Source organism: Marinobacter sp. AC-23, assembly GCF_001858325.1.
In the GTDB taxonomy this organism is placed as follows: domain Bacteria; phylum Pseudomonadota; class Gammaproteobacteria; order Pseudomonadales; family Oleiphilaceae; genus Marinobacter.
Window position 1 is genome coordinate 445,263 of the sequence record NZ_MBPP01000001.1, and the last position, 21,488, is coordinate 466,750.

17 protein-coding genes and 1 pseudogene are annotated in these 21,488 nt (G+C 54.0%); 7 read left to right on the plus strand and 11 right to left on the minus strand.

Annotated features, from left to right (window positions below):
* Nucleotides 1-169 precede the first annotated feature (169 nt).
* The 3 genes from flgA to BCA33_RS02100 all read left to right on the plus strand — a co-directional run bounded on the left by flgA (nt 170) and on the right by BCA33_RS02100 (nt 1,883).
* Entirely contained in the window at nt 170-871 is a 702-nt protein-coding gene (flgA, locus tag BCA33_RS02090) for a flagellar basal body P-ring formation chaperone FlgA (RefSeq protein ID WP_071263152.1), read from the plus strand.
* Nucleotides 872-1,078: 207 nt separating this feature from the next.
* Nucleotides 1,079-1,405: a flagellar biosynthesis anti-sigma factor FlgM gene (gene flgM, locus BCA33_RS02095; RefSeq protein ID WP_071263153.1), complete on the plus strand. Its 327-nt coding sequence runs from the start codon at nt 1,079-1,081 to the stop codon at nt 1,403-1,405.
* Nucleotides 1,406-1,412: 7 nt separating this feature from the next.
* Nucleotides 1,413-1,883, plus strand: a complete 471-nt coding sequence (locus tag BCA33_RS02100) for a flagella synthesis protein FlgN (protein ID WP_071263154.1) — start codon at nt 1,413-1,415, stop codon at nt 1,881-1,883.
* On the opposite strand, the gene BCA33_RS02105 is transcribed toward BCA33_RS02100, so the two are convergent.
* A complete protein-coding gene (locus BCA33_RS02105) occupies nt 1,884-2,579 on the minus strand; it encodes a pilus assembly protein PilB (RefSeq protein WP_071263155.1) in 696 nt (231 codons plus the stop codon). It lies immediately after the preceding gene.
* A gap of 205 nt (nt 2,580-2,784) precedes the next feature.
* Between BCA33_RS02105 and BCA33_RS02110 the strand changes: the two genes are divergently transcribed.
* The 3 genes from BCA33_RS02110 (at nt 2,785) to BCA33_RS02120 (ending at nt 6,050) form a co-directional block, all read left to right on the plus strand.
* A complete protein-coding gene (locus tag BCA33_RS02110; RefSeq protein ID WP_071263156.1) occupies nt 2,785-3,396 on the plus strand; it encodes a peptidylprolyl isomerase in 612 nt (203 codons plus the stop codon).
* A 23-nt stretch (nt 3,397-3,419) separates the two neighbouring features.
* On the plus strand, nt 3,420-5,345 hold the full coding sequence (gene mnmC, locus BCA33_RS02115) for an FAD-dependent 5-carboxymethylaminomethyl-2-thiouridine(34) oxidoreductase MnmC (RefSeq protein ID WP_071263157.1): 1,926 nt from the start codon (nt 3,420-3,422) through the stop codon (nt 5,343-5,345).
* Between the two features lie 72 nt (nt 5,346-5,417).
* Nucleotides 5,418-6,050 (plus strand): CBS domain-containing protein, encoded by a 633-nt coding sequence (locus BCA33_RS02120; RefSeq protein WP_071263158.1) that lies wholly within the window; start codon nt 5,418-5,420, stop codon nt 6,048-6,050.
* Here the strand turns inward: BCA33_RS02120 and BCA33_RS21170 are convergent.
* From BCA33_RS21170 to BCA33_RS02145, 6 genes and pseudogenes are all read right to left on the minus strand, one after another.
* A complete protein-coding gene (locus BCA33_RS21170) occupies nt 6,047-6,556 on the minus strand; it encodes a hypothetical protein (protein WP_254774115.1) in 510 nt (169 codons plus the stop codon). The genes BCA33_RS02120 and BCA33_RS21170 overlap by 4 nt on opposite strands.
* Before the next feature lie 11 nt (nt 6,557-6,567).
* Nucleotides 6,568-8,760, minus strand: a complete 2,193-nt coding sequence (locus BCA33_RS02125; RefSeq protein WP_254774116.1) for a hypothetical protein — start codon at nt 8,758-8,760, stop codon at nt 6,568-6,570.
* 192 nt (nt 8,761-8,952) lie between these two features.
* Nucleotides 8,953-10,983 carry an NAD-dependent DNA ligase LigA gene (gene ligA, locus BCA33_RS02130; protein ID WP_071263159.1) on the minus strand — a complete coding sequence of 677 codons (2,031 nt, stop codon included), beginning with the start codon at nt 10,981-10,983 and terminating at the stop codon, nt 8,953-8,955.
* 77 nt (nt 10,984-11,060) lie between these two features.
* Nucleotides 11,061-12,077 carry a cell division protein ZipA gene (gene zipA / locus BCA33_RS02135; protein WP_071263160.1) on the minus strand — a complete coding sequence of 339 codons (1,017 nt, stop codon included), beginning with the start codon at nt 12,075-12,077 and terminating at the stop codon, nt 11,061-11,063.
* 148 nt (nt 12,078-12,225) lie between these two features.
* Nucleotides 12,226-15,717: pseudogene (gene smc, locus BCA33_RS02140) on the minus strand (chromosome segregation protein SMC).
* 1 nt (nt 15,718) lies between these two features.
* Nucleotides 15,719-16,402, minus strand: coding sequence for a GntR family transcriptional regulator (locus BCA33_RS02145; protein ID WP_071263161.1), 684 nt, complete (start codon nt 16,400-16,402; stop codon nt 15,719-15,721).
* A gap of 308 nt (nt 16,403-16,710) precedes the next feature.
* On the opposite strand from BCA33_RS02145, the gene BCA33_RS02150 reads away from it, so the two are divergent.
* Nucleotides 16,711-17,637 (plus strand): GGDEF domain-containing protein, encoded by a 927-nt coding sequence (locus BCA33_RS02150; protein WP_071263162.1) that lies wholly within the window; start codon nt 16,711-16,713, stop codon nt 17,635-17,637.
* Between the two features lie 48 nt (nt 17,638-17,685).
* On the opposite strand, the gene rluB is transcribed toward BCA33_RS02150, so the two are convergent.
* The 4 genes from rluB to BCA33_RS02170 are packed head-to-tail and all read right to left on the minus strand — an operon-like array spanning nt 17,686 to nt 21,417.
* Nucleotides 17,686-18,711, minus strand: a complete 1,026-nt coding sequence (gene rluB / locus BCA33_RS02155) for a 23S rRNA pseudouridine(2605) synthase RluB (protein ID WP_071263163.1) — start codon at nt 18,709-18,711, stop codon at nt 17,686-17,688.
* Between the two features lie 39 nt (nt 18,712-18,750).
* A complete protein-coding gene (gene scpB / locus BCA33_RS02160; protein WP_071263164.1) occupies nt 18,751-19,392 on the minus strand; it encodes an SMC-Scp complex subunit ScpB in 642 nt (213 codons plus the stop codon).
* Nucleotides 19,393-19,424: 32 nt separating this feature from the next.
* Nucleotides 19,425-20,210, minus strand: a complete 786-nt coding sequence (locus tag BCA33_RS02165) for a ScpA family protein (RefSeq protein WP_071263165.1) — start codon at nt 20,208-20,210, stop codon at nt 19,425-19,427.
* Complete coding sequence (locus BCA33_RS02170) at nt 20,203-21,417, minus strand: tryptophan--tRNA ligase (RefSeq protein ID WP_083394602.1); 1,215 nt, start codon at nt 21,415-21,417, stop codon at nt 20,203-20,205. Before BCA33_RS02170 ends, BCA33_RS02165 begins: the two co-directional genes overlap by 8 nt.
* Nucleotides 21,418-21,488 lie beyond the last annotated feature (71 nt).

The window sequence follows — 21,488 nt, forward strand, 5'->3', positions numbered from 1 at the left end:
GGATAGCACCGGCATGCATTTTGCTGTTCTATCAAAGTAAGTTGCCAGGACGACGTAATTACGTCGCTCGCAAGCGGATAAGCCTATTTAACGGCCGGAACGCCGCAACCCTTAGGTATTTTCAGTGAATTCTGCCGTATTACTGACAGCATAGGACAAACGAGGATATATGCGCACCCAGCTTTTAGTATTGACCTTGTTCATGTCGGCTCTAGCCAGCTCAGTGCAAGCAAAAACTACTGCGGACGAAATACACCGCGCCACCACGGCGTTTCTTGACGCTTTTGCAGCAACCCAGGCAGAAAGGGGTTATCAGGTTGCATTCGAGACCGGCAGTATTGACAACCGAATCGCACTGGCAGCCTGTAGTGCCGCTCTTGCAGTGGAATTTACCGGCGACCCCTGGAAAAGCGAGCGCCCTTCGCTACAGGTAGCCTGCACTGGGGAGCGCCCTTGGCGAATGTATGTTACTGCCACAGTGTCCATCAGTGGTCCTGCGCTGGTTGCGGCCCGACCGCTCGGCCGAGGCGAGCAGATAACCCGCGGAATGATCAAAACCCGCTCTGTGGTGGTAAATGCCAGCCGGCGGGGAATAATAACAGATGCCAGCCTTGTAGGCGGTATGGTTGTGCGCCGGCCGGTAAATGCGGGCTCCGTTCTAACCCCGGATCTGCTCGAAGCGCCAGATGCCGTTAGCCGAGGCGATCATGTTATTATCACTGCCCGTAACGGGTCATTTTCGGTTCGTTCACGGGGCAAAGCGCTGGCCAATGCGTCTGTGGGTGAGCAGGTTATGGTAGAGAACCTGGGCTCATCTCGCACAGTAAGAGCAAATGTCACGGCACCCGGGCACGTCGAGGTGCCAATGTAGCGCGCAGGTTCGACGACGGCAGGGCCTTTCCGCCGGCAAAAATATGCCGCCGAACCGGCACCGCCTTATGCGACATTCAAGAGTGTGACGATTTGTTAACGAAAAGTGTATATTTGCCCCTAAAGTATGCCGGCGGCATGCCGTTAAGCAGGTATAAACCCGAGCCAGCCCGCACATGCGTGGCTTAACCGTAAAGCAGGTACTGATATGTCAGTTGACTTAAATGGAATTGGCCAAGGCCAGGTCAACACCCAGAGAACCACGGCCGAAAAGCCCGCCAACAGCCAAAGTGCCAAGCAGGCCGCCCCAGAGCAGGCCAACGCAAAGGCCCAGAGTGCGCGCGGCGAAAACGTTAATTTGAGCAGCCAGGCCAGGAATCTAAAACAGCTGGAACAGAAGCTGGGAGACTATCCTGAAATGGACGACGATCGGATCGAACAGATTCGCTCAGCGCTCGAAAACGGCACCTACAAGATTGATGCAGAAAAACTGGCCCAGAAAATGCTTGATATGGATAAAAGCATATTCGGGTGAGTAAAACATGGCTGCAATTGACGATCTGAAGAATCTTCTTTCCCTGGATATCCGCCAGCTCGAAACTCTGGCGGACATTCTACATAAAGAGAACGCCTGCCTTTCCGGCTCCGATACTAGAACCCTCGATATACTGACACGGGAAAAAGACACTATTCTCGGGCAGATCCGTGAGCGTGCAAAACAAAAAATTCACCTGTTAGTGGCTATGGGTTTTCGGCCAGACAGTGGCGAACCTTCTCGTTTTATTCGTAGCGCAGGCCTCAATGACCTGCACACCCTCTGGCAACAAGCCGAAACAAAGCTTCGTGAGTGCCACGCTCTCAACGAGAACAACGGGCGCATAATCAATCATCTACAGAAGCGCCTGGCTCGGCTTACCGATATTTTCCGGGGAGCTTCCGGGCAGCAGAAGCTGTACGGTGCCAAAGGCCAGCAAACAACCGTATCAAACCGCACGGTTCTTGCCAGCGCCTGATCAGCGTGTATAGATTGTCATTCTGGAATCAGGGTGGAAGCGGATGTCTTGAATGCTTACGTTACCCATCGCAGGGCTGCTCCCGCCGCTGACCCGGATATTATCCATACGAATCTCTTCAATGCGCTCAGGAAATGCCATGGTGACCGCACCGTCTTCACTTACCTCGTAGCGTGGCTCCCCATCGCGATAATTCACGCCGGAAATCGAAAAATCCGAGTCCAGAAAATTAAGCGTAGGTACGAACACATTGGCCGTAAGCTTTATGCCTTCGATAACATCGGGTTCTGGCTGGCCAATTCGATCCAGCAACGAGCGATTACCCTGCCCGGCCACCGCGGACAGCTCATCTTCCGTCAATGGTAACATTCCGGCCGTTTCTAAAAGCTCCCCAGCTTCTGCTGCTTGGGCTGCACTGGCACTATTGCTCGCCGCAAACGTAACCAGCGGCTGAAACGGAAGAGCTACCATGGTGACCATTGCCGCTGCGCTACGGTAACGGGATTGGTGCTTCAACACCCGACCGAGCTCTCGTTCGGTTATCCAGCCGGCTGCAATGAATACTTCACCCAGGCGTTTACCGCTGTCGCGCTGCAGCCTAAGGCCGTCATCGAGTTGATCCTCAGACAAATAACCACGATTGACCAGCAACCGCCCAAGCCGCGATTTTTCCTCAAACCCTTTACGGAGTCTCACTAGCCTTTCCTCTTGCTCACAGTGATTACCGTACAACCCGGCCCGGTGAGTGTTTTTCTACGCTCAAAGACTAGCCTATAGCAAGTCATTATGCGCAGCCGTGCTTCCCGAACTGTGAATCAAATCTGTTAAGATCGGGGTACTGTTGAGTCCACTTAATTATTGCAGGAAAACCACCTGCCGCTAACCAACTGAGAGCCTGTTAATGACAAATTCGGTAAAACCATTAAGTAATGTGATGCGTGTCGTGGTTATGTTTCTCGGCTTATTCCTTTTCGCACTACAAGCACACGCCGAAACTGACACTGTAAATGCAAAAGCCGAATTGCCTAAAGTTCGGATCCTGACCAGCGAAGGTGCTATTGAACTGCAGCTTCGCCCCGACGTTGCGCCAAAATCGGTCGAAAACTTTCTGCAATACGCCCGTGATGGTTTTTTTGACGGCACAATTTACCATCGAGTGATTCCCGGCTTCATGGTCCAGGGTGGTGGTTTTACAAATGAGATGACACGCAAAGAAACTCGCGCTCCTATCAAGAATGAAGCCTCACCAACTTTGCCCAACTTGCGTGGTACGGTTTCCATGGCACGAACTAATGCCCCGGACTCCGCAACGTCCCAGTTCTTCATTAATGTAGCAAACAACGATTTTTTGAACGCCGGAGTTCGCGGAGCAGGCTACGCGGTTTTCGCCAAGGTAACCGCGGGCATGGGTGTGGTGGATACCATTGCAAAAGTTAAAACAGCTCGGGTTCGGGGCATGGCCGATGTACCAGTGAATCCGGTGATTATCGAGAGTGTGACAGTGCTGGAATAGAAGGATACGGCAGGACATCCATCATGAGTCTACCCACTGTTCCGCCAGCAATAGAGCCTGCGCAATTAAACTGGCACCATGGCGTACCTGAATTGAAACACTTCTCAGGTGCGCCACTATCCGCAAAAAATGCGCTGGCTGCATTCCACCACGAGTTTATCGAACACAATGATCTGCCCGCGCGTTTTGCCTCGATTCCTGTATCAGGCTCCTTCGTGGTTGCGCAGTGCGGGTTTGGCACCGGCCTGAACTTTCTCGCCACATGGCAAGCTTGGCAAGTGTGGGGCCCATCCCATGCCGCCACACTTCACTTCGTGGCCTCTGAGCCTTGTCCATTGACGCTACAGGATCTTGAGAAGGCGCTCTTTTTGTCTCCAGAGCTTCAAGATTTAGCAGACGAGCTGATTGCCTGCTACCCGCCACTGGTTCGCGGCGCTCACCGCCTCGTTTTAGCAGGCGGTCGAGTTCGCCTGACCCTGTTTTTTGGCGATCAGCAAGCCGCTTGGAACTCACTTAACTTTAAGGCCGACGCATGGTTTTTGGATGGAGCCGAACCAGCTCCAGGCCCTGAACTGGCGCAAGAAATCCCCACCAATCAGCTCCGCGAGCACAGCAAACCCGGGACGACAGTATCTTCATGCTGCGCCACAGAGGAGACACAGAGCTTGCTGGAAAGTGCGGGGTTCCGCATGCGGAAGACGGATGGATTCAAGCCTAACCGGGAAACTCTAAACGGCGTTTTCTTGCCTGAAAACTTACCGCCGGTCCCACCAGAAACGCTCGAAACACATACAAACTCTGTAGCGGTTATTGGCGCTGGCATTGCTGGATGCCTGCTTGCCAACAACCTTGCCCACAGGGGGTACGCCGTTACGTTGATAGACGCGGCAAATGAACCTGGCTCGGCTGCCTCGGGTAACCTTCAGGGCGCGATGTACGTAAAGCTCGGGGTTGAGTTTAACCACCAAACCGAGCTCGCTCTCTCTGCGCTAACGTTTAGCCAGCGATATTATTCCCCTTATCGCGACCAATATTGGCACCCAACCGGCCTGATTCAGCTTGCGTGGAGTGATGCGGAGCAGTCTCGCCAGCGCCGTTTTATTGAGCGCAACCAATACCCAGCGGATTTACTGCGCCCGGTCTCCCGGGAGGAAGCCGAAATTCTTACGGGGGCTCGCCTAATGAGCGGCGGCTTGTGGTTTCCTGGGTGTGGCTGGCTGGAGCCAGCCAAACTCTGTAAAGAGCTGGTATTGCATAGAGGCATTCGCAAAGCGTTCGCTTACTCTGTAACGCAAATCCAACTCTCTGCGGGTAAATGGCATATTTCCGGAGCCGGTTCCGATAGCCCGGACATCCACTCAAACCAAGTCGTTATCTGCGCCGGACATCTCACCCCACAACTTATTCCAAGCCCAGACACATTCCGCTTTAAAGCCATTCGCGGGCAGGTCACTCACGTACCTGGGTCACTGATTGATAGCCCTCGGGCAGTGATTTGCGGTGCGCGCTATTTCAACCCGGCATACGGCCCTCACGGTGAAAAAGTGGCTGTGATCGGTGCTACGTTCGACCTCCACAGCGATGAACCTGAACCCACAATTGAGAGCCACCGGGAAAATATCAGGGAGCTTTCATCCATGGTGCCAAATATACTCTCAGAAAGCATGGCTACGGGTGATCTGCCGGCTCAGCTTGCAGGGCGCGTTGGGTTTCGCTGTACAACCCACGATTATCAGCCTGTAGCTGGGCCGCTTTGTGACTCACAGGGCTTGGAGGTGGAAGGGCTCTATCTTTTGACTGGCATGGGCAGCAAAGGCCTTACCTATGCCCCGCTGCTCGCGGAGTTTGTGGCAGATCAGTTGACGGGGCAGCCGTGCGCCCTGCCGATGTCTCTGGCCAAAAGAGTGGCGACTGGCCGTATGCGGCAGAAGAAGTTGGCGCCAGCATAACCAATTACGGTTAATGCTTTCCGCTCCCGCGCCGATACACTATGTGAGAGCTCTTCCCAGAGGATATGACAGGTGTCTATTTTTGTTAGCGAGCCAGGCCGCCCAGTAGGAACAAGATTGCCAGAAGCACTCCGGGGGCGCCGCGTGGGCAATGTCAGTGAGCTGGCAGAGAGCCAGCCGATCAACCCCGAGCGTGGCGAAGCAACAGATGCTGAATTTCAGCTTGCGGCGCAATCCGGCCGGCATCGTGCCCTGGAAGAATATGGAGCAGCGGCAGCCGGCGAGCGCAAGGAGCAGCGTGCTTACCTGCCAGTCTCTTCTCTATACACGCCCGCTTTATACTCTCTACCCGCCTCAGCCACCGTTGAGGAGGCAATTACCGAGATGAACGAACAAGGTGCCAATCACTTGGTCGTTATGGCCGACACGTATGTGGCCGGGCTAGTAGGGAAACAATGGCTTCTGGCCTGGCTGTATGAAAGCCAAACCCATGCGATGAGTCAAAGCCTGGTACACATTGAATTGCCGGCATTCCTGACGGCCTCCCCTGAAACCGATGCGCACCGGCTTGCCAGGCTAATGCTGGCACACCGGCTCAATGCCGCCCTGGTTATAGACACTCTAGGAGAGCCCGTGGGTGTCATCACCAGCACAGACTACCTTCGCCTGTATGCAAGCGCCGATGGCCAGCAAGGCACCGTTTAGGGTGCCGTCAGCAACTCACCCTCGGGGCTGAACAGCAAAACTACCCACTCTGAGCCCTGGCGCGTCAGCGCCACAACTTCGTCGTCCCTATAGTTGGCAAGCCGTGTGACTGACGAGTTACCTGCGCTCAATTGATAGCGCCATTCGTTGCGGAACACCGAGGTTTCCGTGTTTGGCTCTGGCTCGGGAATCAGTGACATTCGTGCGAGAATTGCAGACCCACCGCCACTTGCAGCATTACTGCCGGTGAAGTCGCCACCGGTATCTCCTGCAGCAATCAGATCCCCCGAAAAGCCGGTCAGTGCAACGAACTGCTCAGTAGAAGTGTCGGCTTCATCGTTCAGGTTAAACGCCCGAACAACCTCACCGCCTGTGGTGTACCCCAGCACAAAACCACTTTGGCTGGTAACGGGCGCACTCGTTAGGCTCAGGTTGTCTTCTGCCTCTGGGGTAACCGCGTATTCATTACTGCCATTACCCAGTAGCCATAAGTTGCTTCCTTCCACGACACCGCCGGTTATACGCTCATTCGCGTCGGTTCCACGCTGGTATACGGTGAGGTTTCCATCTCCCGATGCCGTACTATAAAAATAGGCGTCTTCACCGCCCAGTACTGGCTCACCATTAACAGCCCCCACGGCAGACCCGAACAGTATCGGGCTGACACCTTCCGCGCTTGCGCCAGCCACACGGTCATCCGACGATGATCCGCTTGTCGTGCCCAGGCCGGTACCGGAATAAAATCGCTTCCATCAGCCTGAGAATCTATGCGCTGCAAAAAGCTATCAAAACCGCCAGCATTGGTTTGGCCCGGCCACTCACCATTGGTCGTGCCGGCAATTACAGCAAAACCGCTTGCGGCGTTCAGGCCAACCCAACGAACAACATCGTCGCCTGCGGTGCCTGTACGAGTGACCCAGGATTCAACATACTCACCGCCAGCCGCTGCTTCGTCGTACCAGAACAACGAACTGACAATATCTATGCCGCCATGGCCCGTGGTATCAGCCACCAGCTTGTCAGTGCTATAAGCTACCAAAAGTTCAAGGCGATCACTCTTTACGTTACCCTTGGTTATCTCGCGCTTGGCCACGCTAACTATCGGTTCTGGCTTGTTCAGTTGGTCTCCAGCCGCTGACACTTCAAGTGTCTGAAGCAAGGCGCCCTTCTGGCTGAATATGCGTACCTGCACCCTGTCGCTATCGTTAGTATCGTACCCAGCCACAAACAGCCTGCCGGAATGACCCAGGGTTATATCTGTTGCGACGAAACTGCTTTCAGAACCGACATTAAGTGGCAAGGCCTGCTCATTGATACTGACACGGAGCATGCTCTCAGAGGCGGCCCGGGCGTAGTTCTCCCGACCCAACTGGCGCCGCTCATTCAACCCCAGCAGAATAATACGATCGTTTAGGTTAGGGTTGGAATAGGAGCCAGGGTCGACAACATCAATCGTAAATGTCACCTCATCTACGTCGACCGGAAATTCGAGTCTATTGTCGGGCAGACCGGTGCTGAACTCTGTACCAAGCCGGCCAGTAGCGTTTTCTGAGTCTCCAAGAATGGCGTAAACCACCCCTTCCCGATCCCCCGTCAGACGCGCTACATACGTGCGGGAGCCCCCCACATTCAGCGTGTCTCGTGCTCCGCCTTTCACAGTCTCCAGGCTCACCACTGGCTCATTATCATCAACTACCAGGTTGGTGCGCACACCCCCATTGGTTGGCCCCAGCCCGGCAAGCCCAGAGCGTACTTCCGTAAGGCTTAGTTGGAGTGCTTCCGTGGGTTCCGGGAAGCTATCGTCCACCACTTCCAGCCGAATATAGCACTCGGTAATTCCGGGCTCGAATGTGATAACACCACCGGTATAAACCCCTTCGTTATCTGCTTCGTAGGTCAGATAGGAAAGATCTTCCAGCTTCGGTTCGCTGTTGCTGCCTAGAGCGACTATATCTTGTCCGGGAATGGCATCACCGGCGTTAGCTTTGCTTTGATCGCAGTACTGGTGTGGAGCAGTTTCGCCGGGATCGCAGCTGGCTGCGTCATAATCCGATGTCAGTTCGAATGCAACCGCCACCCGAGTGACTGAAGGTTTATCCAGTAGGACCTTTACGAAAACAGAACGAGTGGGCAAAACAAGGGGGCTAGTGCCGGTAACAACGCCGTTTCCATCATAGGTGTTGATGGTAAACCCGTGCTCTCCAGGGGTATCCAGATCGGGCAATTCACAGCGCTCCCGGCGGGTATCGGGAATAGTTAGCGATTCGCCTTCTGTAAACGTGTCTGCCTCCAGTGACAGGGCGTTGTATTTAACTTCAATATCAAACGCCTGATAACCGGCCATTTGGCCATCGGTGCTTACCAGGTTAATGCCTTCCAGTTTGCCCAAATCCGCATCGCCGCGAGCGCCGCCACTGAGGCCAGGCACACCGCGCATGATAATGCCTTGACGGGCTTTGTTACTGGTCTCTTCGAGCGCCAGCCACGAAGGGGCATTGGTTAGGGTGTAATCGAGTATGCTTTCGCCGCCATACGCTCCAAAATTGTAGTAGTACTCTACCCCCAGGTAGGCAGTTGTCGGAGTGGCGCCCAGAATAGTTGGCTGGTCCGGATCCTTCTCGGTTTTACAACCCGAGACGGTAAGGGCAAGCAGCAAAGTAATAGCCACCTGCATGGCGATGGCAGTGCGGGAAAACAACTCGGCGCGCATGGAAAAATCCGTTTCAGAACGTTGTTGTTATGGCAGTGCATAAGCGCTGGCGCCAGCCAGCGTTTTACACACCGTTACAGAACAACACCATGTTAGCCAGTTTCGGAAACGGGGTATCTGCGCGAGTTCTCAGATTCACCGGCCCACCATCTTCTGGCAGGCTTGAACGACTAAAATCTGTGGCGCGAGTGCTTACAACAATTCGTGTTCTTTCAACATTTCCAGCAAGCCTTGTTCATTCAGTATCTCCACGCCGAGCTGTTCTGCCTTCGCAAGTTTGGAGCCGGCGGCCTCACCTGCCACAACGCAAGCGGTTTTCTTGGAGACACTTCCGGCAACTTTGGCACCCAACGCTTCCAGCTTTTCCCGAGCTTCATCCCGGGTTAGTTCAGACAAGGTGCCGGTAAGCACCCAGGTTTGCCCATGAAGTGGCTTTGCGCCGGCAGTAATCACCTCTTCTTGCCATTTCACGCCGGCGTCACGCAGGGCGTCGAGCGTTTCCCGGTTATGGGGCTGCTCAAAAAAACTACGAATATGGCCGGCGACAATGGGGCCGACATCTTGTACTGCTATAAGCGACTCCTCGTCGGCCTTTGCTACCTCTTCAAGCGAGCCAAAATGCGATGCCAAGGATTTTGCCGTTGCCTCGCCTACCTCTCTGATACCCAGGGCGTAGAGAAAGCGCCAGAGCACCGGCTCGCGGGAACGATCAATAGCCGCAACCAGGTTGCTCGCAGATTTTTCACCCATGCGATCCAGTCGAGTTAAATTCCGGGCGGTTAGGAGGTAAATGTCCGCAACGGTTTTCACCATGCCCTGATCAACCAGAATATCAATCCACTTATCACCCAGGCCTTCGATATCGAGGGCTTTTCTGGAGGCGTAGTGTCGAATCGCCTCTTTTCGCTGGGCGGGACAAAACAAGCCACCGGAGCACCGCGCGACCGCTTCGCCTTCTATCTGAACAACATCCGAGTCGCAAACCGGACACTGTTTTGGGAGTTCTACCACCTTTGCGTTAGCCGGTCGCTTTTCCGTAACCACTTTCACCACTTTCGGGATGACATCGCCTGCCCGGCGAACAAACACTGTATCGCCAATGCGAACATCCAGACGGCGGATCTCATCCATATTATGGAGCGTGGCATTGCTTACCGTAACACCGCCCACAAACACTGGCTTAAGTCTGGCAACGGGTGTGACGGCGCCTGTGCGGCCCACCTGAAACTCAACGTCTTCAATAACTGTTAGCTCTTCCTGGGCGGGAAACTTTTGGGCGATAGCCCAGCGTGGAGCACGTGACACAAACCCTAATGCTTTCTGATAATCCAGCCTGTTTACTTTGAAAACGATGCCGTCAATCCCATACGGAAGTGCATCGCGTTTTTGCATCAACTCTTCATAAGCCAAAAGGCATTCACTCGCCCCTTGGGCCTTGCGCATTTCAGGGTTAATCCGAAACCCCCAGCGCTGGACTTGCTGTAGACACGCCCACTGTGTATCCGGTAACTGGCTTTCATCGGTAACTGCAACGCTGTAGGCGCACATTTCCAATGGCCGCTTGGCAGTGACCGTGGATTTTTTCTGGCGCAGACTGCCGGCAGCGGCATTTCGGGGGTTAACGAAGGCTTTTTCACCCTGATTTTCCAGCCGACTATTCAACGCCTCAAAGCCGACCTTCGGCATATAGACTTCACCGCGGACTTCCACCAGCTCTGGCACAGAATTGCCACGCAGCCGCAGCGGAACCGACGGGATAGTGCGGATATTTGCCGTAATATCCTCACCTGCATACCCATCGCCACGGGTCGCCGCCCGAATAAGAGACCCCTGCTCGTAATGCAGGCTAACAGCCAGCCCATCCAGTTTTGGCTCACACACGTATTCAACATCATTATCACTGCCAAGCCTTTCTCTCACCCGGCGATCAAAGTCGCGAAGTTCGTCTTCACTGAATGCGTTATCCAGAGACAACATGGGCAGGCGATGAACCACTTCCTCAAAGCTGGTCTCGGCCTTACTGCCTACCCGGCGGGTTGGCGAATCGTCCGAGGCCAACTCTGGGTGATCAGCCTCAAGCTTCTGTAGTTCTCGGAACAGGCGATCGTATTCCGCATCCGGAACGCCTGGGTCATCCAGCACATAATACCGGTAGTTATGCTCATCAAGTGCAGACCTCAGTTCTTCTGCCCGCTTGAGACTTTCCGGTGACGGCTTGGTCATAAATTGGTGCTCTTGGCTATCAAAAAAATACCCGGATCACTCCGGGCATTGTTCGTCTCACTCTGACCCAGGCCGGCTCAGTGACGTGGCGACCGCTGCTTTCGCTCATACTCACGAATGCGCTGCCGACAGTGCTCAATTGTTTGAGCCGTCATTACGCTTCGACGCTCATCTTTCAGCTCACCGCCAAGATTTTTAACCACGCACTGGGCAGTTTCAAGCATAAAATCAAAAGCCTGCAATGCACTGGTTGGCCCAGGCATGCTCATGAAGAAGCTAATGCCAGGTGTTGTCATCGCAGCTACGTCATCCGGCTTAAAGGTGCCAGGCTCAACCGCATTCGCGACGCTGAACTGCACGGGGCTAATGGTATCTTCTGCCTCATGGCGGTGATAAATTTTCATGTCGCCATGCACCAAACCGCAGGCTTCGAACAGTTTCTGCAGGGCCGCTCCGCTGAAGTCCTTGCCCTGAGGCGCGAGCACGTTTATTACAATAACTTCACGGGCTTCGGGGCGGTTGGCTCCCGCCAAAGGCTGGTCAGGGGCAGGGTTTTTAGGCTCACGGCGTGCCGTATCTTCTTCTACATCGGCTGCGGCACTTGCAGATGGCTCAGGTGCAGTATCGGGAAAATCCTCTTCTACTGCACCCCAACCGGTATCCACCGTGGCATCTTCTGGCTCAAAAGATGAATACCCTGAGGTATCGGTGCTTTGCTTCTCCCACTCTTCAGCTTCATTCTGAAGAGACTCTGTGGATGAGAAACTCTCTGAGGAAGAAGGTGCCGTGCTTTGCAAAGTGTCCCGAACGGGTCGCGTCGGTTTTTGCTTCTGAACCCGAGGGCGTGACGGTTTCTCACGTCGAACGTACCCTCGCTCCTCAAGCGTATCGTTTGAAATAGTCCTCGCGCCTCCATTTGGAAGCTCCGGATTATGGTGTTCATCCAGCGGAGATTCTTTCAGGTCATCGGCGCCCATACCCGAAGAAATCGCAATGGATTCCTTTCGGGCACGGTGCATTCGCCTCAAACCATCAATAACTATACCGATGATAACCAGGGTGCCGATGGCAATTAACCATTCCCTAAGTGACATAGTGCTGATGTCCTGTTTGCAGATCGGATCCGGGAGCGAATAAAGTGCTCTGGCTGCTACTCTAAAAAAAGCGCGTAATGAATACAACGCAAAGCCACATCACATGGCCTTTTTGTCATTCTTGGCGGAATTCTGGTCAATCCGGTTTTCAAGCCTCCACCAGCGCAACCGCCTCTTCCACATCCACGGTTACCAAGCGCGAACACCCAGGCTCATGCATGGTTACGCCCATCAATTGGTCAGCCATTTCCATGGCAATTTTGTTGTGGGTTATGTAGATAAACTGAACCTGGCTCGACATTTCTTTGACCAGATTGGCATAACGGCCAACGTTGGCATCATCCAAGGGCGCGTCAACTTCATCCAGCATACAGAAGGGCGCTGGATTGAGCTGGAAAATTGAAAACACCAAGGCGATGGCTGTTAACGCCTTTTCACCCCCTGAAAGCAGGTGAATTGTACTATTTTTCTTACCCGGGGGGCGCGCATGATGGTTACCCCTGTCTCCAGGAGGTCTTCACCAGTGAGTTCAAGAGAAGCGTTGCCGCCCCCGAACACTTTCGGGAACAGAGCTTGAAGGCCGCCGTTTACCTGATCAAAGGTTTCCTTGAAGCGCTGGCGAGTTTCCCGGTCAATTTTACGAATGGCGGTATCCAGAATTTCCAGCGCTTCAACCAAGTCTTCGTGCTGGCTATCAAGATAGGTTTTGCGCTCGCTCTGAACCTGGTATTCGTCAATGGCCGCCAGATTGATAGCGCCTAAACGCTGAATACGATTACCGATTCTTTCAAGCTCTGCAGCCCACTCATCCTGACTTGCATCATCAGGTAGCCGCGACAATATGTCCTGCAGCTTCACATCCAACTCTTCAAGCTGCTCAATATAATTACCCGAGCGGATCTCGAGTGCCTGGGACTCCATCTTCAATTTTTCCAGCTTTGAGCGCACATCCTGAATTCGGTGATCAGTACCGCTCCTGCCCTGCTCTTTCTCTCTCACTTCGCGGTCAATTTCTTCCAGCGCATCCCGGGCCAAGCCAAGCTTTTCTTCTTCAGAAAGCCTGCGATCCAACAACCCTTCCAGCTGCATCTGCAAATCTTCCATGGGCTCTTCCGCGCTTTCTCGGGACTCCCTGAGAATTTCCAGGCGTTCCTCAAGCCGCTCTTTTTGCATTTGCATTCGATCTATGGTCTGGCTCAAACCATCTCGCTGACTGCTGAGCGACTGTAACTGTAATTGCAACTGATGGGCGTGATCCCGGTCGTGGCGTGCTTCCTGGCGCAGGCCATCCAGATTTTCCCGAAGCAAGTCACGCTGCTCAAGCAGGCGTTCTTTTTCATCGTCGCTATCTTCCGTTAAGGCGAGCGATTGTTGCCACTCTTCACGGGCAACACCCAGGTTTTCCTGTTGCTCTTCCAGGTTCAGAGCAACCTCTGCCGCATCCTCACGAATACGCGCAAGGCGTGCATCGATTTGCTCGGCTCGGGCGCGGAGGCCACTGACTTTAGAGACCACCAGGCTAAGCTCACGATCGGTTTCACTCAAGCGGGCCTGGGCATCATCTCGGCAGATTCTGCCTTTCAGTAAGCTCGTGCAACGCCTCGTAACGGGCATTCACCTCTTCCAGTGACTGCTCCGCTTGCGCTAACTGCGCTGTTAGCTCATCAACTTTTTTCTGCCGCTCTATAACACCGATCTGGCTGGCGTCAGAGTCTGGCATCAGCACCCAGTCACGAGCCACCCACACACCCGCACGGGTTATAATGCTTCGGCCTTCTGCAAGCTCATTCCTTTGCGATATAGCATCTGAGAGGGTTTCCGCCGTATCAATACCCGTAAGCATGGCGTTTACAGAGGGCATTCCATGGACTTTTTCTGCCAGGCCCTGAGCAGGCGAGCCACTGCCTGAACCAGACTGAATAACGGCAAGGCCCTTGGGTGCACTCTGCAAGGCCTGGGACAACGTATTGATATCGGGCAGCAGCAGCCCCTGACTGAACCGCCCGATGATTTGTTCCAGAGCAAATTCCCAGCCATCGTCGATTCGAAGCTTGCCTGCAACCCTTGGGAAATGGCCCAGCCCATACTCCTCTAGCCATGCCTGCAAGCTGTCGTTCTGCCCGCCCATTTGCTCGTCCAACAGCGATTGCTGGGATTCCAGAGCGGCCTGCAAGCTATGGGCGCGCTGTCGAACCTCCATCAAACTCTGTTCAGTGTCACGCTGATTATGGCGGGCATCGTGTAGTCCGTCCTGTACCGCCTCAATCCGCTCTGCCGCTTCTTCTCGTTGCAACTCCAGCGCTTCCTGCTGCTCGAGAAATTCCTCAAGCTCCACACGGTCAATCTGTGCATCAAGCTGTGCTTGCTCATCGTGCAGCTTGCGCTGGCGCGCCAGCAACTGCTCTATCGCATCATCCAGGGAGCGGATTCGGGATTGCGCAAGCTCTGCCTCGCGGCGAGCGTCGGCTGAGCGCGAGCCGAACTCTTCCCAGCGCTGCTGCCAATCACTCATTGCCTCTTCTGCTTGCTGGAGCTTCTCTGCAGATTCTTCAGAACGGGTGGCCAGAGCCTCCTGTTCAGGCTCAATCATCCCCAATTCTTCACGAATAGCGGCCAGTTTGTCTTCATCTTGGCTCAGCTCCCGGGCAAGCTCACGCTGATTGGCCATGGCCTGATCCAGCTCCGCCGCGGTCTGCCGGCTGCGCTCTCGCTGATGCTCAAGACTTTGCTCAATGCGGGCAATATCCGCACCCGCCTCATAATAACGGGCCTGGGCACGGTTGAAGTGCTCTGTGCGCTCGTGGTGGCTGTCTCGTAGAGACTCGAGGGAGGTTTCCAGGCTGATCCGATCGGTAAGCTGTTTTTCAAGCTCAAGCTCTGTGTCGCGAATTTTACCGCGCCATGTTTGCAGATCGTTATCCAAAGACCGCCAGCGTAGAACCGTGAGTTCTGCTTTTTTTTGGCGCTCATCGTGTTTGTGGGATTTGTATTTCTCCGCGGCAGCTGCCTGACGCTCAAGGTGCTGCAATTGACGCCCCAATTCTTCCCGAAGATCCGTGAGACGCTCAAGGTTTTCCTGGGTGCGGCGCATCCGGTTTTCAGTTTCCCGACGGCGCTCCTTGTATTTCGATATGCCGGCCGCTTCTTCAATGTAGATTCGCAATTCTTCGGGCTTGGCCTCAATCAACCGTGAAATCATGCCCTGTTCAATAATGGCGTAGCTTCGCGGGCCCAGGCCCGTGCCCAAAAACAGGTCAGTAATGTCCCGGCGGCGGCACTTGGAGCCATTAAGAAAGTATTCTGACTGACCTTCCCGGGAAACCCGGCGACGCACGGAGATTTCGTTAAAGCGGACAAACTCGCCCGGAGCAGACCCATCGCTGTTATCAAACAAAAGCTCGATAGAGGCCTGGCCAACCGGCTTGCGGGCACTGGAGCCGTTGAAGATAACATCGGTCATGGATTCGCCGCGCAAATACTTGGCGGAGCTCTCTCCCATCACCCAGCGGACAGCATCAATTATATTGGACTTACCACAACCATTAGGACCAACCACTGCCGTCATATTGGTGGGAAATGGAACCGTTGTTGGGTCGACGAATGACTTGAACCCGGCAAGCTTGATGGATTTCAGGCGCATGTCACGCGCTCTCCTCCTCCCTGAGAATACTCAATATCTGCTGGCGCTGATATTCACCGAATGCCCGTATTGCAGATTGCAAATGATCGGCATCACCGCTAAGCGCAGCCTCACCAAGACGCTGAAAGAATATGGCAGTCTGCCCAATGCCTTCCCGGAAATTCTCAAGAGCCGCAAAATAAGTGCGACTGATCGCCGGTCTGAAGTTTTCCAGGGTTTCTTCAAGAAACGGATTATCTACTAAATCGTAGGCGTACTGCATAACTCCAAAGCCCGCATCAATGACTTTTTCGGCAGCATCGGGTTCGGTAGAGCTCACCGCTTGAATAACAGCCTCAACTTCCCGGACACGCCTCATAACGCCGCCAAGTTCGTCAGCTGCCCAGCGCTCTATCACTTTGCGCCCGAGCATACAGAGCAGATCGATGTAAATATCATAGAGATTATTGACGCTCGCTTCAGTGAGGCTGGAAACCACCGCGCCCCGGCGCGGAAAAATCTCGACCAAGTGCCGGCGCTCCAAAACCAGCAGGGCTTCACGTACAGAACCCCTGCTGACATTCAGATCGCCGGAAACTTTAAGCTCCTGAATTCGGCTTCCGGGCTTCAGATCTCGCGTAACAATACGCTGACCCAAATGCTGGGCGATCTGTTCGGCGAGACTTTCTGGGGCCTGAAACGTCATACGAACTATTGCTCACTTCTGAAAACGGCGCGAATATAAGCCGCTGAGTTTACCACAGGGACTCTTTATCCCCACCCCCCCTGGAAAGGCATTTTGTGCCAGCACGCGCAGCCACCGGAAGAACCTTGCCGTTTTTTTGACGCCCTAGTACAGACGGGGCTACAGCCCCATCAAACTGCTTTAGATATCACGCTTACCCCACTGTTATTTATATATAAAAAATACTTCGGCACGATCAGTGCTATTCACTACTGATAAGTACTGAATAGCCTAAAGCTTTGATGACTTCTGCCGGAGAGTAAGCCGTAGTGAAAAACATTCCATCGATACAACGAAGCATTACTCAGGCAAAAGACCTGGCAGCGTTACGGCAGGCCTATCAGGGATGGTCAAACACGCCAGATCCTCTTACAAGACTCACACGCCGCCTTTCCACTAGCCTTTCCCTGGAAACCCAGCTTGGCATTCTGGCAGAAGAGATAGGCACCACTATTCCATTTGATGCCCTGAGCTATCGCCACCAGGTCGCAAACCGGGACTTCGTATACGCAACCGGAATGGGCGGACCACACCGCTGTGAATACAGACTTAACCTTGAAGGGGTATGCTACGGCACCCTCACTCTAAATCGTCGGCAGAAGTTTTCAGACGAGGAACTACAGGGCATCGAAATATTCATCAGCGCAGCGATTTGCCCTCTACGCAACGCCTGCCAGTTTATGACAATTGAGCAGGCAGCGCTGACCGACGCGTTAACTTCCATTCCTAACAAGCGAGCGTTAGATGAGCATCTTCAGCGCGCCAGCCTGCTTTCTGATCGCCACCGAGAAGAGTATTCGCTGATTCTCTGCGACCTGGATCATTTTAAAACTGTAAACGACCAGCATGGGCACGTGGTGGGTGATCATCTGCTGCGGCTAACCGCAAAAGCTATTGAAAATGCAATCAGAAACTCAGATAGCGTTTATCGGTTTGGGGGTGAAGAGTTTGCGATTTTGCTTCCCCATACAGGTGAGCAGGAAGCACAAGATGTAGCGGATCGAGTACGCAATGCGATTGCGGCCCTGAGGGTGGATTGCGGCGGCACAGATCTTTCGGTAACCACCAGCTGCGGTGTCGCCCGACACCTGGCAGAAGAAGGCGCAAATCAGTGGATAGCCCGCGCCGACGAGGCTCTGTACAGAGCAAAAGGCCAAGGCAGAAACTGCACCAAGGTGTTTGCAAGCATTGGCTGAACAGCCTGCGCAAGCACCACACCCAGGCCATCCATTGAACTTTATCAATTATTTGTCAGAATGAGCCTTGCGAGGCCTGCCTGCCCCTTTCTGAGGCTTGCCGGCACCGCCGCGGGATTTATCAGAACCACCGCTGCGCGTGGGCTTGGTATCGCTTACGTCCCAACGACGGGTCCCTGCTTTTCTGGCGCCACTGCCCGGGCTTTTCCTTCTTTGCCGCTCATGTGCGGCTTTTTCATCCGGAGTTTTCTGGGGTATATCAACGGAGGTGAGCCCCACAGTACTGCTAAGGGTGTCCACCGCCTTTTGGTCTAGCTCTTCCCATTTGCCCAGCGTCAACCTGCTAGGCAGGAAAATAGGCCCGTAACGTACTCGCTTCAAACGGCTTACGCGCACCCCTTGGGATTCCCACAAGCGCCGAACCTCACGGTTACGGCCTTCCAGAAGCGTTACGTGGAACCAGCGGTTTATTCCACTGCCACCAGCTGGACTGATATCACTGAATTTCGCCATGCCGTCCTCAAGCAACACACCTGCCCTCAAACGTTCGATCATTGCATCATCAACCTCACCAAACACCCTTACAGCGTATTCGCGGTCAATTTGGCTGGAAGGATGCATCAGGCGGTTAGCCAACTCACCATCTGTAGTGAAAAGCACAAGCCCAGTGGTATTGATATCCAGACGACCAATGGATATCCAGCGGGTATCCCTGAGCCGTGGCAGGCGGTCGAAAACCGTTGGCCGACCCTCAGGATCTTTACGAGTGGTTAACTCGCCTTCGGGCTTGTTATAGATCAAAACCCGGCGCACCGTAACAGCAGCCGCAGTAACGTCCAGGCGTTTTCCATCCAACTCGAAACGATCGCTCACCGTTGCCTTCTGGCCAGGCTCTGCGGCCTCACCATTTACCATGAGGTGCCCTGATTCCATCCAGCCTTCAATTTCTCTGCGCGAGCCGATACCGGCACGAGCGAGGAGTTTCTGGATCCGTTCCGGACCTTCGTTAGTAACCGAATCGGCAGCCGGTTTGGCGGTCGGTTTTGCCTTTTTCCCGGGGCGTTCTGACGCCATGAAAATAATCCTTAGTCGCTGACTGATGCCCGTATGGTATCAGTGAATTGTCTGGTCCGGCGGGCTATCGCCCGCGGGTTCTGCCGGTGCTGAATCAAACTTGATCTCGGCTTGAATACTCTTTTCGATCTCCCGCCCTATTTCTTCCAGATCCCGAATCTCAGATAGCGGTGGTAATTGATCAAGGCCGGTAAGATTGAAATAGTCAAGAAATTGCCGGGTCGTGGCATACATGGCTGGCCGACCGGGAACGTCCCTGTGCCCCACAACACGAACCCACTCTCGCTCAAGTAATGTGCGAATGATATTGCTGCTTACCGTTACACCACGAACGTCTTCGATCTCGCCGCGAGTGATGGGTTGGCGGTAGGCAATTAACGCGAGGGTTTCCAGTAGTGCCCGGGAATACCGCTGAGGTTTTTCCTCAAAAAGACGGCTGACCCAAGGCGCAAACTCCTCTCTAACCTGAAGGCGGTAGCCACTTGCCACTTTACGCAGCTCGAAACCTCGCCCCTCACACGCTTGACCAAGAAGCATCATGACGTGCTCCATAATTTGCCGGGCGGGGCGATCATCTTCGGTAAACAGTTCACGCAATTGATCAAGGGATAGAGGCCTGCCCGCCGCAAGCAATGCTGCTTCGGCAATAGCCTGAATTCTCGAAAGGTGCTCTTCATTCATGATAATTCAACGTTTTCCATGTGCGGAGTATTCTACCGGGCAGCCCGCGCGCGCACGTGAATCGAGCCCATAACGTCTGTTTGCACTAATTCTATCAGCTGCTCTTTCACCAGTTCCAACGTTGCTATAAAGGTAACCACTACCCCAAGCCGCCCCTCTTCTAAGGTAAACAGGCTCTGAAAGGCAACAAACTGATCGTCCTGCAACGCCGCCAGGATGGCTGACATCCGTTCCCGGGTGGACAGCCTTTCCTTTTCCACATGATGACTGGTAAAAAGATCCGCACGCTTCAGCACGCCCTGGAGCGCAAGCAGCATGTCCCGCATATCAACATCCGGATGGGGTTGATTTGAAGCTAACTGTGGCAAAGCAGCAGATACAGGCAAAGTGTCTCGCTCCATGCGCGGCAGTGCATCAACATCCTCTGCAGCCTGCTTGAACCGTTCGTACTGTTGTAGCCGGCGAATCAATTCTGCTCTTGGATCCACCTCTTCGTCTTCATCGTACTCCTGCCTCGGCAAAAGCATGCGAGATTTGATCTCTGCCAGCGTGGCGGCCATCACCAAGTATTCTGCAGCCAAATCGAAGCGCATGGCCTCAACGGCTCCAATATACTCCATGTATTGCCGGGTTATATCACTTACGTCTATATCCAGAATGTCCATATTCTGGCGCCGGATCAGGTAAAGCAAAAGATCAAGAGGCCCTTCAAAAGCCTCAAGAAACACAGCAAGGGCATCCGGTGGAATATACAAGTCGCTGGGAAGATCTGTCAGCGGCTTTCCGGATACCCGTGCCAATGGCTCTGGCTTAGCGATAGCTCAGACCCATGGCTGCGCGGACTTCCTCAAGCGTATCCCTGGCTGCGTCCCGGGCATGTTCGCGCCCTTCCTGTAAAATCGACTGTACAAGATCCGGGTTACCTTCGTACTCAAGAGCTCGTTCACGCAGTGGCCGCTGCTCTTCCACGATGGACTCAATCAGCGGCGCCTTGCATTCAAGACAGCCAATACCAGCGCTGCGACAGCCAGTCTGAACCCACTCTTTGGTTGTCTTATCGGAATACACTTTATGCAGCCCCCATACCGGGCACTTCTCAGGCTCCCCCGGGTCGGTACGCCGCACTCGCTGGGGATCGGTCTGCATGGTCCGGACTTTCTGGGCCACACTATCTGGTTCTTCCCTCAGGCCAATGTAGTTGTTGTAGGACTTGGACATTTTTTGCCCGTCCAATCCCGGCATTTTGGATTCCGGTGTAAGCAGTGGCTGGGGTTCTGCCAGAATCACCTTGCCGCCACCCTCGATGTAGCCATAAAGGCGTTCACGATCACCAAGGGAAATGTTCTGTTGCTCCATGAGCAAGGCGCGAGCGGTTTCCAGCGCCTCCATGTCACCCTCTTCCTGGTAGCGCTTCTTGAGAGTGCGATAAAGCTTGGCGTTTTTCTTGCCCATCTTAACGATGGCAGACTCAGCCTGTTCTTCAAACCCGGGTTCGCGCCCGTAAATATGGTTGAAACGGCGGGCAATCTCACGGGTGATCTCAACGTGTGACACTTGGTCGGCACCCACAGGCACTTTGCCTGCGCGGTACATCAGTATGTCGGCGGTTTGCAACAGCGGATAGCCGAGGAAACCGTAGGTGGCCAGGTCTTTTTCCCGCAGTTTTTCCTGCTGGTCCTTGTAGGTGGGAATGCGCTCTAACCAACCCAGTGGCGTGATCATCGACAACAGTAGGTGCAGTTCTGCATGCTCCGGCACCTGAGACTGAATAAACATGGTGGAGGAGCCGGGATTAACCCCTGCAGCAAGCCAGTCGATTACCATATCCCAGACACTTTGTTCTATGCCGGAAGGGTCATCATATTGCGTTGTCAGGGCATGCCAGTCGGCGATAAAAAAGAAGCACTCAAATTCGTGCTGGAGTTTCACCCAGTTTTTCAGCACACCGTGGTAGTGGCCAAGGTGAAGCTTGCCGGTCGGACGCATACCGGACAAAACCCGTTGCTGGGAATCTACTGAACTCAAAGCACAAACTCCTTCTTTTGAATGGGATCGCCCATAGTAGATCAGACGACCCGGCATTATAAATAAAAAAC